This is a genomic window from Stenotrophomonas sp. SKA14 (assembly GCF_000158575.1).
Lineage (GTDB): Bacteria > Pseudomonadota > Gammaproteobacteria > Xanthomonadales > Xanthomonadaceae > Stenotrophomonas > Stenotrophomonas forensis.
This window is the reverse complement of record NZ_DS999412.1, coordinates 2,397,349-2,413,578: the sequence shown is the minus strand read 5'-3', so window position 1 is coordinate 2,413,578 and position 16,230 is coordinate 2,397,349. Positions and strand designations below refer to the sequence as shown.

Below are 16,230 nucleotides of genomic sequence, written 5' to 3'. Positions count from 1 at the left end.
GGGATGCCCGGCGGCAACTTCAGTTGCTTGGGACTACAGGTACCGGGTGGGCACCCCTCGAGCGGCTGGCAAGAACATCTGGTGCGGGTGCGATCGGCATCTGGGAGCGGCGGAACACACAGCGCGGGCCGCCCATCGGGGGCAGCCTGGGGTCCTGCAGCGGGTGACTGGAGCGGGATCCAGAGGGGATATCGGCGATGGGGCGGGCGGCTTTAGCGGGATTCCGCGACCTCCGTCGCAACTTGCGATGCTACCGCGGCGAGGCAGTAGGCAACGGCGATGTACTTCACAGCGTGCTCACGGATGCAGGCCTGCCCGCCCAGGGAAGGTGTGGCCCGTACCGTGGAGGCATGTCGCGCAGGGTTGCTGTCATGAGCCACCGCCTCGCCCGAACGACGATGCAGTTCACGCCGAAAAGGTTTGCATGACCAACGGGAGATTCCGCGGCTGATGAAAATGGCCAGCATGCAGCGGACTGCAGGACGTTCACTGACACGGAGATCGCATGTTCACACGCTTGGCCAGCTTCCTGATCCTGGGCCTGTGCAGCGCCGGCGCCCTGGCCGCCGATGCCACCTATCGCCCGGCCTTCCATCCCGACCAGTTGAAGGGGCCGCCCGCCGGGCGCCCGAACGAAGTGCTGGTACTGGGCAGCACCCACTTGTCCGGGCTTCCCAAGACCTTCCAGCCGGCCCTGCTTGAGCCGTTGCTGCAGCGGCTGGTCGCCTGGAAACCCGAGCTGATCGCCACCGAGGACCTGTCCGGCCTGCAGTGTGATTTCATGCGCCGCTACCCCACCCGTTACGCGGAAAGCGTGGCCACCTACTTGTTTCGACACTTCGGCCGCACAGGCCGCCACCGGACTGGACGTGCCCGCTGCGAACACCGAGGTCGAGCGCCTGCTCTCGAACTGGCCAGATGATCCGACGCCTGCCCAGCGTCGTCGGCTGGCCGCACTGTTCCTGGCCGCGGGCGAACGGGGATCGGCCCAGGTGCAGTGGCTGCGCCTGGCCGCCGCCGAACGCAAGGACGGCGACGGGCTGAGCGCGGCCCTGGTCGAGTTCCTCGACAAAGGCCTGGCTCGCCGCAATGAAACCAATCTGATCGCTGCCGAAGTCGCTGCGCGCCTCGGCCATGAGCGCCTCTGGGCCGTGGACGACCACACCGCCGATTCACCCACACCTGCCGAGGACGAAGCGGCGGCCAGCGCCGCCATCACCGGCGCCTGGAAGAACGCGCACTCGCAGGCGCGGCGGGAAGCCGACAAGCGCCTGGTGGCCGACCTGGACAAGCCCGACGGCGTGCTGGCGCTGTACAGGGCCTACAACAGCCCTGCGGCGGCGATGGACGCGTACCGGAGCGACTTCGGCGCGACACTCGTCGAGCCGTCAGCCAAGGCGTTCGGCAGGATGTATGTCGGCTATTGGGAAACCCGCAACCTGCGCATGGTCGCCAATATGCGCGACGTGCTGGGCCTGCACCCCGGCAGCCGTATGCTGGCCATCGTCGGCGCCTCGCACAAGGGCTACTACGAGGCCTACCTCAACCAGATGCACGATGTGCAGCTGGTCAGTGCGGACTCAGTATTGCGCTGACGGTGGATGGTGCCGGCCCTGCGCCGGCACTATCCTGCAGGCCCCGCGTTGCAGGTACCGACATGCTCAAGGTGATCGCCGAGGACTTCATCCATCCCGAGGCCGTTTCAACCGTCCTTCCGCTGTACCGGGAGCTGGTCGCGTGCACGCAGCGCGAGCCCTTGTGCATCAGCTACGAACTGTTCGTTGACCAGAAGGATCCCGGGCACTTCATCTTCATTGAGCTCTGGCCGGACCGCGCCGCGCTCGACCTCCACTGCGCCAGCGAACACTTCCAGCGCCTGGTGCCACAGATCAACGCCTTCCAGCGTGCGCCCTGCCGGTTCGTGCTGATGGAAGCCGCTGCGCTGTAGATCACGGGGCGGCGGTTCGCTGTGGTGGCCGATTGGCCCGCCACAGCACCGCGCTTGCGGCCAGCGTGCAGGCCAGTGTCAGCACCAGCAACGCCACAACGCCGCCGTGCAGCAGCGGCAGCAACGCCTGCGCATGCAGGTCGCCTCGCAGCTGCTCCAGGCGCAAGCCGCCGGCCAGCGCCAGGCACCAGCCAATCATCGCCGGTGCGTAGGCGGCAACGACAGTTCGATTCCAGGCCATCATCGTGCACTCTCCTGTCCGGGGTGGATGGGGCGATTGTTCCGCCCCGCCCTCTCACAGGCTGAGACCGCCTCCAGCGGCTATCGCGACCAGCCTCCGCCCAGCGCCGCCATCAACGCCGCGCTGGCCTGCAGCTGGCGGCTCTGGATGTCCTGCAATCCCAACTGCGCCTGGCGGGCATCGGTCTGCGCGCTGACCACGTCCAGGTAGCTCACCGCACCACCGGTGTAACGGTCATTGGCGATCTGCTCGGCACGCCGCGCCGCAGTCACCGCATCCTGCTCGTGGCCGCGCTGCGCATCGAGCTGGCGCAGCAGGGTCAACTGGTCTTCCACCTGGCGGATCGCGGCCAGCACGGTGGCCCGGTACTGCGCCGAGGCCGCGTCGAACTCGGCATAGGCCTCGGCCTTGGCCGCCTTGCGACGGCCGCCATCGAACACCGGCAGCGCCGCCAGTGGCCCCAGCGCCCAGTAGCGGTTACCCGCGTCGAGCAGGGCACTGCCACCCGAGGTCTGGCCACCCAGCAGGCCGCTGAGACTGAGCTGCGGGAACCACGCGGCGCGCGCCACACCGATGCCCGCATTGGCGGCGAACACCCGGCGCTCAGCGGCAGCGATATCCGGCCGTCGCTGCAGCAGGCGGCTGGGCAGATCGACTGGCACCGATGGCAGGGCTGGCAGACCCGCGTCGGCGATGACGAAGCCGGTGGCCGGCGCGCCAACCAGTTCGGCGATGGCATGCCGCAGCAGTTCATGGCGGCCGTCGAGCGCATCCAGATCGGCCTGCGCGCTGGCCAGCTGGTGCTGCGCCCGCGATACATCCAGTTGCGAAGCGATCTCGCCACGGAAACGGTCTTCGGTCAGCGCCAACGCCTGCCGGTAGTCCTCGATGCTGTCATGCAGGATCGCCTGCTGCGCTTCGGCGCCGCGCAGCTGCAGATAGAGCCCGGCCAACTGCTGCGACAGGCTCAGCCGCGCAGCGGCAAGGTCATCTCCACTGGCTTCGGCACGCGCCTTGCCCGCGGCAGCCGCGTTGCGCAGGCGGCCCCACAGATCAAGGTCGAACGACAGCGAGAACGTGGCGGAATTGCTGTCATAGATCGCCGGCTGGGTGGCGCTGCGCAGCGGCTTGTCATCGGACTGCCGCTGGCGCACCGGGCCGGTGCTGAAGCCGACCTGCGGCGCCCGCGCCGATGCCACTTCACCCGCCGCGGCACGCGCTGCATCGTAGTGCGCCACGGCCAGCGCCAGGCTCGGGTTGGCTGCGCTCAACTGCTGCTGCAGCTGGTCCAGCACCGGGTCCTGGAAGGCCTGCCACCACGCCTGTGGCAGCGGCGAGCGGGTGTCCACTTTTTCCGTGTGCTCATAGGCTCCAGGCATCGCCAGGACCGGCGTCTGATAGGTGGGTGCCAGCGAGCAGCCTCCCAGCAGCAAGCCCATCACGACCAGCGTCGCTGTGCGCTCAACCGCGGGCATGCGCAGGCTCCGCATTGCCGGCCACCACTCGCACATGATCGCCTTCGCGCAAAGCATCCGGCGGATTGGGAATGACCCTATCCCCGGCCTTCAGGCCACGGTCGACGCGTAGCGTGCTGCCCAGGTCACTGGCGATATGGATGTCGCGCAGGTGCACGATGTCCTTGCTGTCGACGACCGCCACCTGGGTGCCCTTGGCCCGGAAGATCAACACCTCCGCTGGCACGCTCACGCCAGCTCCCCCGCCCTGCAGCGGGAGGGTCACTTCCGCGTAGCTGCCGGGCAGCAGTGCGCCATCGGCATTGTCGACCACGAACTGTGCCAGCAGGGTGCCGGAGCTGCGGTCGATCGCGCTGGAGTCTCCCTGCAGGGTGGCGGTGAAATGGCGCCCCTCCTCGCCCGGTACCTGCAACGTTGCCTGCAGCCCGGGACGGATGCTGGCCGCGCTGTTCTGCGGTACCGGCACCATCAGGCGCAGGCGTCGGGTATCGGCGATGTTGAACAACTCGCGCCCGCTGTCATCGGCGCGGATCAACTGACCGACGTCGGTCTGTCGTGAGGTGACCGTGCCCTCGAACGGCGCACGCAAGGTGCGGTAACGACCGAGCTCCTGCAGCCGCGCGTAGTCGGCCTGCGCTGCTTCCACGCTCGCCTGTGCGGCTACCGCATTGGCCTGCTTCTCGTCGGCTTCCTGGCGCGATACCGAATGGCTGCCCAGCATGCCCTGCCAGCGCTCGGCGCTGACCTTGGCCAGCGCCGCGTCGGCCTGCACCTGCAGCAGATGGGCATGCGCCTGCGCGATCTGCTGGTCCAGCTCCGGGCTGTCGATCACCGCCAGCACCTGCCCCGCCTTCACCGGCTGGCCGATGTCGGCGCTCCACGACTTCAGGTAGCCACCCACACGCGCGTGGATCGGCGCTTCGGTCCAGGCACTCAGGTGCGACGGCAACGTCATCGTGCCCGCGGCGCCCTGCGCCCCGGCGGTGACCACCTGCACCGACGGCACCGCCTGGCGCTCGGTCCACTCGACCACGGCGTGTGCCTGCTGCGCGCGCAGGGCCAGGCCACCGGCAACGAGGATGACCACCACAGCGGCGGCCAGGACCAGAGGACGGCGCAGCGAATGCTGCGGCAGCGAAGACTCAGACATGCAGGGGTTCTCCGGCAGGAGCAGTACGGGTTTGACGGGAGTGAGCCAATGCGAACACCACTGGCACGAACAGCAGCGTGGCGCAGGTGGCCAGCAGCAGGCCGCCGATCACCGCGCGGCCCAGCGGCGCATTCTGTTCAGTGGACAGTGCAGTCGGCAGCATGCCCAGGATCATCGCCAGCGCGGTCATGCAGACCGGGCGGAAGCGGGTGAAACCCCCTTCCAGTGCGGCCTTGACCGCGTCGCCGTGCTCGGCCAGGCGCTCGCGGCAGAAACTGACCACCAGGATCGAATTGGCCGTGGCCACGCCCATGCAGAGGATGGCACCGGTCAATGCCGGCACCGACAACGTGGTGTGGGTCAGGAACAGCATCCAGACCACGCCGGCCAGGCCCGCCGGCAGCGCGGTGATGATCACGAACGGATCGGTCCAGGACTGGAAGTTGATGACGATCAGCAGGTAGATCAGCACGATCGCGGCCAGCAGGCCGTAGCCGAGGCCGCTGAAGGCCACGTGCAACGCATCGATCTGGCCGTGCAGGCCAACCTCGGTGCCGCGCGGCCGCTGGCCCGCCATGCCATCGATGACCTTCTGCACGTCGGCCGCCACTGCGCCGAGATCGCGGCCCTGCACGCTGGCATATACGTCCAGCGTGGGTTGCACGTTGTAATGGGTAACGACCGCCGAACTGGAGCCGCGCTGGATCTCGGCCAGGCCACCGAGCACCTGTGGCACGCCACCACCGCTACCGGTGACCGGCAGCGCCTGAAGTGCGGCCAGGCTGTCCATGCGGTACTGCGGCGTGGCGGCGACCACGCTGTAGGAGATGCCGTTCTTCGGGCTCAACCAGAATGTCGGGGCGACCTGGCCGCTACCGGCCAGCGACGCCACCATGCTGTTGGTGACATCACGCTCGGTGATGCCCAGCCCATTGGCGCGAAGCCGATCGACATCCACCTTCAGGGTCGGATAGCCATCGGGTTGCTGCAGGCGCAGGTCGACCAGGCCCGGCACGTGGCGCAGGCGGCGCTGCAGTTCCTGCGCATAGGCGCGGTTGCCGGCCGCATCAGGTCCGGCGATGCGCACGTCCAACGGTGCCGGCGAACCGAAGTTGAGGATCTGGCTGCTGGTATCGGCGGGCAGGAACGCAAAGCTGGCGCCCGGGAAGGCCGACGGTAGTACCTCACGCAGGCGTCGCGCGTACTCGGCGGCATCGCCGTGACCCGGTTTCAGCGAGACCTGGATGTCACCATCCTGCGGACCGATGGTGCCGGTAGCGCTGTAAGCCATGTTGATGCCGGTCATTGGCAGGCCGAGGTTGTCGACGATGGCATCGATCTCCTGTGGCGGCAGTTCCTGGCGGATGCGCGCTTCGATACGGTCGAACGCTGCAGCGGTTTCCTCGATGCGCGTGCCCAAGGGCAGGCGCACATGCAGCGACAACGCGCTCGCCTCGGTGGCCGGGAAGAAGTCCTGGCCCAGGGTTGGCAGCAGCGCGAAGGACACCAGCACGCAGGCCATGAAACCCAGCAGGAAGCGGCCCCGGTGCGCCAGTGCCAGGCCCAGCAGCGCGTGGTAGCGGTCGCGGGTGGCGGAGAATCCGGCCTCGAAGCGCTGCTGCCAGCGCACCAGCGTGGCCGCCATCCGCGCGCGACGCGGTTGCGGGTGATCGCCCTCGTGATGGTTGAGGAACGCGTCCTCGGGATGATGGCCTACCCCGCCCTCCACCCGGTGCGGACGCAACAGGTACAACGCCATGGTCGGCACCAGCGTGCGCGACAGCACGAACGAGCTGGCCATGGCGAAGATCACCGCCAGCGCCATCGGTCGGAACAGATAACCGGCGATGCCGTCGAGCAGGAACATCGGCACGAACACGATGCAGATGCACAGCAGCGACACGAATGCCGGGCCGACGATCTGCGCGGCGCCATCAAGGATCGCCTCGCGTACGCCCTTGCCCTGCTCCAGGTGCCAGTTGACGTTCTCGATGGTGACGGTGGCATCGTCGACCAGGATGCCCACCGCCAGTGCCAGGCCGCCCAGGGTCATCACGTTGAGGGTCTGCCCGGCGGCGGACAGCAGCGCGATGGCCGACAGCACCGCCAACGGAATCGAGGCGGCGATGATCACGGTCGAGCGCCAGCTGCCGAGGAACACCAGGATCATCACGCTGGTCAGCAGCGCGGCAATGATGCCCTCGCGGGCGACGCTGCTGATCGATTCTCGTACGAAGGTGGACGCATCGCCGAGCAACGAGATCTTCAGCGACGGCGGCAGGGTTTCGCCGATCTGCGGCAGCATGGCGCGGATGCGGCTGACCAGGGTCAGGGTCGAGGCGTCGCCATTCTTCAGCGCGGCCATCAGCACCGAGTGGCCACCGTTGACCCGCACGATGTTGGTCTGCGGCGGCGAGCCATCGCGTACATGGGCGACCTGGCCGATGGTCACCACCGCACCGTTGACGGTGCGGATCGGCAGGTCATTGAGCGCTTCGATCTCGCTGGGGCTGTTGTTGAGCAGCACGGTGAATTCGTTGCTGCCCAGCTTGGCGGTGCCGACCGGGGTGATCTGGTTCTGCGCGGCCAGCGCGTTGCCCACGTCCTGCGCGGACAGCCCCTTGGCCGCCATTGCCTGCGGGTCCAGGTCGAGGGTGATCTGGCGCTGCCTGCCACCATAGGGCGCCGGAATGGCCAGGCCCGGAATCGAGGTCAACGGTGGACGCACGGTGTTCTGCGCCAGGTCACGGATCTGCGATTCACCCAGCGTCGGGCTGGAGAACGCCATCTGCAGCACCGGCACGGTGGAGGCGCTGTAGTTGAGGATCAGCGGCGGGGTCATGCCGGCCGGCATCTGCTTGACGATGGTCTGCGAGATTGCGGTGATCTGCGCATTGGCAGTGCGGATGTCCACGCCGGGCTGGAAGAACACCTTGACCACGCCCATACCGGCCAGCGACTGCGATTCGATGTGCTCGATGTCGTTGACGGTGGTGCTGAGCGCACGCTCGTAGGGCGAGATCACCCGCCCGGCCATCGCATCCGGCGACAGGCCGGTGTACTGCCAGACCACGGCGATGACGGGGATGCCTATATCGGGGAATACATCGGTGGGGGTGCGCAGCGCGCTGAGCGGACCGACGATGCAGATGAAAATGGCCATCACCACGAAGGTGTAAGGCTTGTTGAGCGCGGTCCTGACCAACCCGAGCATGCGGCTCTCCAACGGTGCCACTGCCCACCGCGGGCAGCGCAGGCCGCCAAGTATCGTGGCTGCCGGCTAAAACAAGGCTGTGCCGCAGATGAAACATATTTCATGAAGGGAGTGGGTTCGGCAGGGCTGCGCCCTGCACCTGCCGAGGCCTTCAAGCAACAGCAACAGCAGCATTCCGTGGGATGGTGGGGCGGTGTCGGAGTGCGGGGACGCCGTGAACCCGTCCATGGGGGCTTGGCAGCCGCATCCATGCGGCTGACACCCCGCACTCCGACACCGCCCCACCTCTGACAGATTCCCGTGGCTGTTGGTGGATGTCGACCTGGGTCGACACATCCATCAGATATCGATAGTCAAACTTTGATCAGATCTACCGTGTCGACCAAGGTCGACACCCACCAGAGCAGAGCGCCATTCCGACAGATCGCAGAAATCTGTCGAAGGCGGGGTGGGTCCGGTTGCGGGGGTGTCCGCGGCATGGATGCCGCGGCCAAGCCCCCAGGGACGGGTTCACGGCGTCCCCCGCAACCGGACCCACCCCGCCAACCCACGGACTGCCCGCTTTTGACGTTGACGTTGATTGCGGCAGGTGCAGGGCTGCAAGCCCTGCAGAAAAACACCCCTACAGCACCTGCGGCCGGCACAGCAGGCTGAAGCGTGCGCCGCCCAGCGCGGACGACGTCACCTGCAGGCGGAACCCATGCAGCCCCGCAATGGCGGCCACGATCGACAGGCCCAGGCCGAAGCCACCGCCCTTGCTGGCCTCCGCCCGATGGAAACGCTGGAACACCAGGCTGCGCTCCGTCTCGGGTATGCCCGGCCCGGAATCCTCCACCGCAATGCAGGTCGCGCCGTCTTCCACCCGCGCCGACAGCTGCACGCGGCCGCCCTCCGGTGCGAACCGGATCGCGTTGTCGAGCAGGTTGCCGATCGCTTCGAACAGCAGGCCGCGATCCCCCATCACGCCCGGCAGATCGGCAGCCAACTCCAGCAGCAACACCTGCCCTTTCTCCTCCGCCAGCGGTGCATAGAAGGCGTGGATCTCCTGCAGCAGCGTGTCCGGCGCCAGCATGCTGAACCCGGAACGACGCTGATGGTCTTCCAGCTCGGAAATCCGCAGCAACGCGCGGAAGCGTGCCATCAGGGTATCGGTCTCCTCCAGTACCTGCTCCAGCGGCAGCGACTGTGGATCGCCATCGGCCACCTGCTGGCGCATGCGGTACAGCTGCGCGCGCACGCGCGTCAACGGGGTGCGCAGGTCGTGGGCGATGTTGTCACACACTCCTTTGACCTCGGTCATCAGCTGCTCGATGCGGTCGAGCATGGCGTTGACGATGGTCGCCAGCATGTCCAGTTCATCGCGGCGGTTGGCCAACGGCAGGCGCTGGCCCAGATCACCGGCGACGATGCGCGCAGTGGCCTGCTCGATGGCCTGGATGCGGCGCAATGGCCTGCGCCGCAACAACTGCCATCCCAGCAGGCCTGGCAACAGGGTCAGCGAAACACCCCACAGCAGCGCGTCGAGAATCAGATGATTGACCTCGTTCAACGGCCCGCTGTAGCGCACCAGCACCAGGATGCGGCCGTCGCGGGTCGGCATCGCCAGGCCGAAGCCGCGCTTGCCACGTGCGTAGGCGTCGGTGATCGGCAAACCGGATACAGGGTGCGCGCTGCCATCCAGCGGCAGCTGCGCCGGCAGTGACTTCAGCATGCCCGCGAGCGGTTTTCCATCGGGCGTGAACAACCCATAGGCATCGATGCCGTGCAGATCGTAGCGGCGATTCTCGCGCAGCGCTGCGGTCAACCCATCGCCGGTGAAGTGCTCGAACAGGTGCGCACGTTGCAACACTGCCGACTGTGCCAACTCGTCCAGGTACAACGATACCCGCCAGTACAGCACGCCCAGCAGCACGCACGACCAGGCCACGAACAGCAGGCTGTACAGGCCCAGCAGTCGGCTGCTGGACGAACGCCAGCCGTCAGAGAGTTTCGCTGAGGACATAGCCACTGCCGCGCACGGTTCGGATCAGCGACGGCGCATCGGCCTGGTCCAGCTTGCGCCGCAGGCGACCGATATGCACGTCGATGAGGTTGGTTCCGGGGTCGAAGTGATAGCCCCACACTTCCTCGAACAACATCATCCGGGTCAGCACCTGCCCGGCGTTGCGCATCAGGTACTCCAGCAGCTTGAACTCGGTCGGCAGCAGGCTCAGGCTGCGCCCGCCACGGTGGGCGGTGCGCGCCAGCAGGTCCAGCTGCAGGTCGCCCACCCGCAGCACGGTCTCGTTGCTGGCCGGCTGCTGGCGGCGACGCAGCAGCACTTCCACCCGCGCCGCCATCTCGTCGGAGGCGAACGGCTTGGTCAGGTAGTCATCGCCCCCGGCGCGCAGGCCGCGCACGCGCTCATCCACGTCGGACAACGCGCTGAGCATCAGCACCGGCGTGGCAACGCCGATCCGCCGCAGCGTGGTGACGATGGCGAGGCCGTCCAGGCCAGGCAGCATGCGGTCCAGCGTGATCACGTCATAGTCGCCGCTGGCCGCGCGCACCAGGCCTTCACGACCATCGGCCACCCAGTCCACCTGCAGGCCATGGCTGCTCAGCTCGGCCACGATTTCCTGGGCAGTGATGGCGTCATCCTCGATGGTCAATACGCGCGACATGGGCACCGCTGGAGTCGAGACTGGCCCATGCTCGCCAAATCAGCCGGCGCGGGCAAATGAAACATCCTTCATCCGCGCCCGCGGGTGCGGGCCGGTTCAGCCCGTTTCGCCGTCGTCACCCGGCAGCTCGGACAGCTCGCCCTGCACCTGCACGTTGTTGCGGCCCATCGCCTTGGCCCGGTAGCACTGGGCGTCGGCCGCGGCCACCGCCTGGTCCACGCTCATGCCGCCGGCCAGCGGCGCGACACCGATACTGGCGCCGACCCGCAGCCGGTCCTGGTCCCAGGGAATGGACAGCGATGCCAGCGTATGCAGCAGTTCACCACCGATGCGCGCGGCGCGGCGCGGCGTGCAGCCGGACAGGATCACGGCGAATTCGTCGCCGCCCAGCCGCGCCACCACGTCCGAGTCACGCACGCCGTGGCGCAGCACACTGGCCACCGCCCACAGCACGGCATCACCAGCCAGATGGCCCCAGGTGTCGTTGACCGGCTTGAACCGGTCCAGGTCGATGTACATCAGCGAGGCCGCCTGGCCGGTGCGCTCGACGCGGGTGATGGCCTGCTGCAGGTGTACTTCGAAACCACGGCGGTTGCTCAGTTCGGTCAGCGGGTCGATCTCGGCCAGGTGTCGCGCCTCGCGCTGGCGCGCACGCTGCTGGGTGTCGTCGCGCAGCACCCAGACCGCGCCGCGCACATGGCCTTCGTCATCGCGCAGCCACGCGCGGGTCAGGTCCACCGGTACCGTTGCCGCCCCCAGCCGCAGCAGCAGATCGGCATGCAGGTCCACGGCATTGCTTTCCGGGTCCAGCAGCACCGAGACGTCCAGCACCGAGCCCGGTGCGTATTCGGTGGTCAGCTCCAGCACGTCCTGCACCTTGTGCCCGGCCAGCGACAGTGCGCCATCGCCGGCCAGCATGCGCACGGCCGCGGCATTGGCATAGTCGATACGGCCATCCAGGTTGACGCTGAGCACCAGGTCAGCCACCGCATCAAGGGTGAGCCGGCTGCGCTGCTCGCTCTCGAACAAGCGCTGCTCGCTGCTGCGCTGGGCGGTGATGTCCTGGATCTGCGACACGAAATGCACCGGCTGGCCATGCTCGTTGCGCACCAGCGACACCGACAACCGAGTCCAGATCACCCGGCCATCGCGATCGAGATAGCGTTTTTCCAGATGGTAGTGGCTGCGCCGCCCGGCCAGCAGGTCGTGCACCAGCGCCAGATCGGCCTGCAGGTCGTCAGGGTGGGTCAGGCGCTGGAAATCGACCTGCAACAGCTCTTCGCGCGGGTAACCCAGGATCCGGCACAGCGCGTCGTTGACGTCCAGCCAACGCCCTTCCAGCGAAACCAGGGCCATGCCCAGCGCGGCGGACGTGAACGCACCGGCGAACTTCTCCGCCGACAGGCGGGCCTCGGCGCGAGCCTGCAGGATCTCGGTGATGTCGATGGCCATGCCGACATAGCCGATGCGCACCCCGTTGGCCCCATCCATGCGGCTGATCGAAAGGCGCACCTGCCGTGGCTGGCCATCCTTGCGCAGCAGCGTCCACTGCCGCGAGTAGGTCTGCCCGTCGGCGCGCGCACTCAGCGCCTCGAACACGCCCGGAAGATTGCCCTCGGCATCGGCCAGCGGCTGCAGCCAGGCCTTCAGCTCGGCCGGATCATGGAAGGCGTCGAGCCGGCGCTGGCCGACCACCTCCGGAGCGCTGTAGCCCAGCAGCCGCTGCGCACCGGTATTGAACAGCGTGATGGTGCCATCGATATCGGTGGCGATCACCGCCACCTCATCGGACGCATCGACCACCGCCTGCAGGCGCTGGCGGGTCTCGGCCGCATCCTGCCGCGCCTGCTGCAGCTCGGTCACGTCGGCATGTGCGCCGGCCATCCACAGCGGCCGGCCCTGCCCGTCCCATTCGAAGACCCGGCCGCGGTCCTGGATCCAGATCCACTGGCCGTTCCTGTGCCGCATGCGCAGCAGGCAGGCGTAGTTGTCGCTGCGGCCCGCGAAATGATCCTCCAGCGCGGCATCAGACAACGCGATGTCATCCGGATGCACCAGCTTCAGGAAGGTCTCCTGGCAGATCGGCTGCAGCTCTTCCAGGCGGTAGCCAACGATCTCGGCCCAGCGTGCATTGACCCGCATCTGGCCCGTCTGCACGTTCCATTCCCAGGTACCGGCCGCCGTGCCGTCGATGATCATCGCCAGCCGGCGGCGCTCTTCGGCCAACTCCTGCAGGCGTCGTTCAAGCAGCCCGTTGCCGTTGTTTACCTGGCCCACCATCAACCCGTTCCCCGGCCCGCGCAGGCACGCGTCTGCCGCAGCGGCGCGCTGCAGCCTGCAACGAAGACGGCGGGTCGTGCTGGCGTCATGGCCCTCCCCAGCGACAGCGGGGGGGGCGAACGCCTCCCCTCAAGCGCCAGTGTGCGCAATCACGGGGAAAACCGACAAGCCCCCCGCCCCGGATCAACCGTGACGGGGGCCACGATCCTCAACTGCGCTTGGCGCGGGCGAACGCTTCGGCCAGGGCATTGTTGGCCGGCGCTGCCGACGGGCCGGGGCGGCCGCCATTGCCCTGGCCGCGGTTCGGCCCACGGTTCTGGCCGCCCGCGTCGCGGCGCGGCCCCTGCCCCTGGCCGCGCTCGTCGCGCTGGCCCGGGCGGCTGGTGGCCTGGCCGGGGGTGTCGTCCAGGCGCCGGGTCAGGGCGATGCGCTTGCGCGCCACGTCCACCTCCAGCACCTTCACCTTGACGATGTCGCCGGCCTTGACCACCTCACGCGGGTCTTTCACGAACGTATCGGACAGTGCGGAAATGTGGATCAGGCCGTCCTGGTGCACGCCGATATCGACAAAGGCCCCAAAGGCCGCCACGTTGCTGACCACGCCTTCCAGCACCATGCCCTCGCGCAGGTCCTTGATGTCCTCCACGCCCTCGGCGAAACGCGCCGCCTTGAACTCGGGGCGCGGGTCACGACCCGGCTTCTCCAGTTCTTTGAGGATGTCGCGCACGGTCGGCACGCCGAAGGTCGCATCAGTGAACTGCTCTGCCTTCAGCCCGCGCAGGAAACTGCCGTCGCCGATCAGCGCCTTGATCGGGCGCGCGGTGCTGGCCACGATGCGTTCGACGACCGGATAGGCTTCCGGGTGCACCGCTGAGGCATCCAGCGGCTGGTCGCCATCGGCGATGCGCAGGAAGCCGGCGCACTGCTCGAAGGTCTTTTCGCCCAGGCGCGCGACCTTCAGCAGGTCCTTGCGGCGCTTGAACGGGCCGTTGTCGTCACGATGGCGCACGATGTTCTCGGCGACCGTGGCTGACAGCCCGGACACGCGTGACAGCAGCGCCGCCGAGGCAGTGTTCACGTAGACGCCGACCGCGTTCACGCAGTCCTCGACCCGCGCATCCAGCGCCCGCGCCAGGCGGTACTGGTCCACGTCATGCTGGTACTGGCCGACGCCGATCGCCTTGGGTTCGATCTTGACCAGTTCGGCCAGCGGATCCTGCAGGCGGCGTGCAATCGACACCGCGCCACGCAGCGACACGTCCAGCCCCGGGAATTCCTTGGCCGCGAACTCGGACGCCGAGTACACCGACGCGCCGGCCTCGCTGACCACCACCTTCTGCAGCTTCGGGTTGGCGACGGCCGTGATTGCTTCACCGGCCAGCTTGTCGGTCTCGCGGCTGGCAGTGCCGTTGCCGATCGCGATCAACTCAACGTTGTGCTTGGCACACAGCTGCTTGATCGTCTGCAGCGACTGCTCCCACTGCCGGCGCGGCTCGTGTGGATAGATGGTGTCGGTCGCGACCAGCTTGCCGGTGGCGTCGACCACGGCGATCTTGCAGCCGGTGCGGATGCCCGGGTCCAGGCCGAGCACGGTCTTCGGACCCGCCGGCGCGGCCAGCAGCAGATCCTTGAGGTTGTCGCCGAATACTGCGATGGCCTCGGCTTCGGCCTTCTCGCGGGCCTGGTTGAACAGGTCCAGCAACAGGTGGGTGTGCAGCTTGGCGCGCCAGGTCAGGCGGCAGGCATCCAGCAGCCAGCGGTCGGCGGCTCGGCCCTGGTCGGCGATGCCGGCCTTGCGCGCCACGCGCCCCTCGGCGTACTGGTGGCCGGCCTCGGCATCGTTGCCCGGGTCCAGCTCCAGGAACAGGATTTCCTCGCGCCGCGCACGGAACAGCGCCAGCAACCGGTGCGACGGGATCTTCGCCAGTGCCTCGGCATGCTCGAAATAGTCGCGGTACTTGGCGCCCTCGGTTTCCTTGCCCTCGGCCACGCGGGCGCGGATCACCCCGGTTTCGCCCAGCCAGGTGCGCAGCTCACCCACCAGCGCGGCGTCTTCGCCCCAGCGCTCCATCAGGATCGCGCGCGCGCCCTCCAGCGCTGCCTTGGTATCGGCCACGCCCTTTTCGGTATCGACGAAGGTGGCAGCAAACACCTGCGGGTCCTGCGTCGGGTCGGCCAGCAGGCCATCGGCCAGCGGCTCCAGCCCCGCCTCGCGGGCGATCTGCGCGCGGGTGCGGCGCTTGGGCTTGTACGGCAGGTACAGGTCTTCCAGCCGGCTCTTGGTATCGGCCGCCAGGATGTCGTTGCGCAGTTCGTCGCTGAGCTTGCCCTGCTCGCCGATGCTGGCCAGCACCGCCGCGCGCCGGTCTTCCAGTTCGCGCAGGTAGGTCAGGCGCACTTCCAGGTTGCGCAGCTGGGTGTCGTCCAGGCCCCCGGTCACTTCCTTTCGGTAGCGCGCGATGAACGGAACGCTGGCGCCCTCGTCGAGCAGGCTGACGGCGGCACGTACCTGGGCGGACTGGGCACCGATCTCGTCGGCGATGGTCTGGGCGATCTGCTGGGCGAGCGCGCTCTGGGCGTTCTTGGCGTCGTGCATTGCTTCAGGTCTGTGCCGCGTTACGGGAAGACCCCATTCTGGCAACCGACGACGGAGCCGGACAAGGCATTGACAGGCGGCGAGGTTCAGCGGCGTACCCGGAGTGGACGCCGGCATCCTGGCGGAGAGAGGGCTCGGACCGGCCCTGGGCTGGGATGCCGGCGCGGGCGCACGATGGTGGGCGCGCCCTGCCGCGTGTTGCGAAGGTCAGCGGTAGTGGCGGGCGGCGCGCTGCATGACGATGTCGTCACGCATGCTTTCCAGGGCCATCAGGCGGACCTTGCCGACACCCTGCAGTTCCATGAACCGCTCCGTGTAGAACTCCGGCCCCAGCGCGGTGTCGGCGCGGGATTTGCTGAAGCCGTAGGGCACCACGCCCTTCTCGCCATCCTTGCTACCACCGACATAGAGAACGATTGCCATGTGATGTATTCCTCCAAATTGCTACTGCGTACTGCACTCGATGAGCGATGCTGCGAGCTCATCGAGGGAGAGCTTACCGCGTCGAACCTGACTGGAACGTCACGAAGGCTAATGACGATCGGTTGCATGCAGATGACTGCGGGATCGCAGCAGAATGCTTACGGATCTTTAACTTCCGGCTAACGAATCCGTGGGGGATTCCCGCCAACGGCGCAGCCCCTCGTGGGTGGTTTGCGGTGA

10 protein-coding genes and 1 pseudogene are annotated in these 16,230 nt (G+C 67.7%); 2 read left to right on the top strand and 9 right to left on the bottom strand.

Annotated features, from left to right (window positions below; translation table 11 throughout):
- Positions 1–505 precede the first annotated feature (505 nt).
- Positions 506–1,595: pseudogene (locus SSKA14_RS11000) on the top strand (DUF5694 domain-containing protein).
- 62 nt (positions 1,596–1,657) lie between these two features.
- Positions 1,658–1,948 carry a putative quinol monooxygenase gene (locus SSKA14_RS10995; RefSeq protein ID WP_008268006.1) on the top strand — a complete coding sequence of 97 codons (291 nt, stop codon included), beginning with the start codon at positions 1,658–1,660 and terminating at the stop codon, positions 1,946–1,948.
- A 1-nt stretch (position 1,949) separates the two neighbouring features.
- Here SSKA14_RS10995 and SSKA14_RS10990 read toward each other — a convergent pair whose 3' ends face one another.
- From SSKA14_RS10990 to SSKA14_RS10950, 9 genes are all read right to left on the bottom strand, one after another.
- Positions 1,950–2,192 carry a hypothetical protein gene (locus SSKA14_RS10990; RefSeq protein WP_008267410.1) on the bottom strand — a complete coding sequence of 81 codons (243 nt, stop codon included), beginning with the start codon at positions 2,190–2,192 and terminating at the stop codon, positions 1,950–1,952.
- Positions 2,193–2,269: 77 nt separating this feature from the next.
- On the bottom strand, positions 2,270–3,664 hold the full coding sequence (locus tag SSKA14_RS10985; protein WP_040009568.1) for an efflux transporter outer membrane subunit: 1,395 nt from the start codon (positions 3,662–3,664) through the stop codon (positions 2,270–2,272).
- Positions 3,651–4,814, bottom strand: a complete 1,164-nt coding sequence (locus SSKA14_RS10980) for an efflux RND transporter periplasmic adaptor subunit (RefSeq protein WP_008268122.1) — start codon at positions 4,812–4,814, stop codon at positions 3,651–3,653. The genes SSKA14_RS10985 and SSKA14_RS10980 overlap by 14 nt, the downstream gene beginning before the upstream one ends.
- Entirely contained in the window at positions 4,807–8,028 is a 3,222-nt protein-coding gene (locus tag SSKA14_RS10975) for an efflux RND transporter permease subunit (protein ID WP_040007476.1), read from the bottom strand. The genes SSKA14_RS10980 and SSKA14_RS10975 overlap by 8 nt, the downstream gene beginning before the upstream one ends.
- Before the next feature lie 622 nt (positions 8,029–8,650).
- Positions 8,651–10,030, bottom strand: a complete 1,380-nt coding sequence (locus tag SSKA14_RS10970) for an ATP-binding protein (RefSeq protein WP_008266023.1) — start codon at positions 10,028–10,030, stop codon at positions 8,651–8,653.
- On the bottom strand, positions 10,008–10,691 hold the full coding sequence (locus tag SSKA14_RS10965) for a response regulator transcription factor (protein WP_008266734.1): 684 nt from the start codon (positions 10,689–10,691) through the stop codon (positions 10,008–10,010). The genes SSKA14_RS10970 and SSKA14_RS10965 overlap by 23 nt, the downstream gene beginning before the upstream one ends.
- 96 nt (positions 10,692–10,787) lie before the next feature.
- On the bottom strand, positions 10,788–12,971 hold the full coding sequence (locus tag SSKA14_RS10960; RefSeq protein ID WP_008265889.1) for a PAS domain S-box protein: 2,184 nt from the start codon (positions 12,969–12,971) through the stop codon (positions 10,788–10,790).
- Positions 12,972–13,179: 208 nt separating this feature from the next.
- Positions 13,180–15,567 carry a Tex family protein gene (locus tag SSKA14_RS10955; protein WP_008266139.1) on the bottom strand — a complete coding sequence of 796 codons (2,388 nt, stop codon included), beginning with the start codon at positions 15,565–15,567 and terminating at the stop codon, positions 13,180–13,182.
- A 207-nt stretch (positions 15,568–15,774) separates the two neighbouring features.
- A complete protein-coding gene (locus tag SSKA14_RS10950; protein WP_006452005.1) occupies positions 15,775–15,990 on the bottom strand; it encodes a hypothetical protein in 216 nt (71 codons plus the stop codon).
- Positions 15,991–16,230 lie beyond the last annotated feature (240 nt).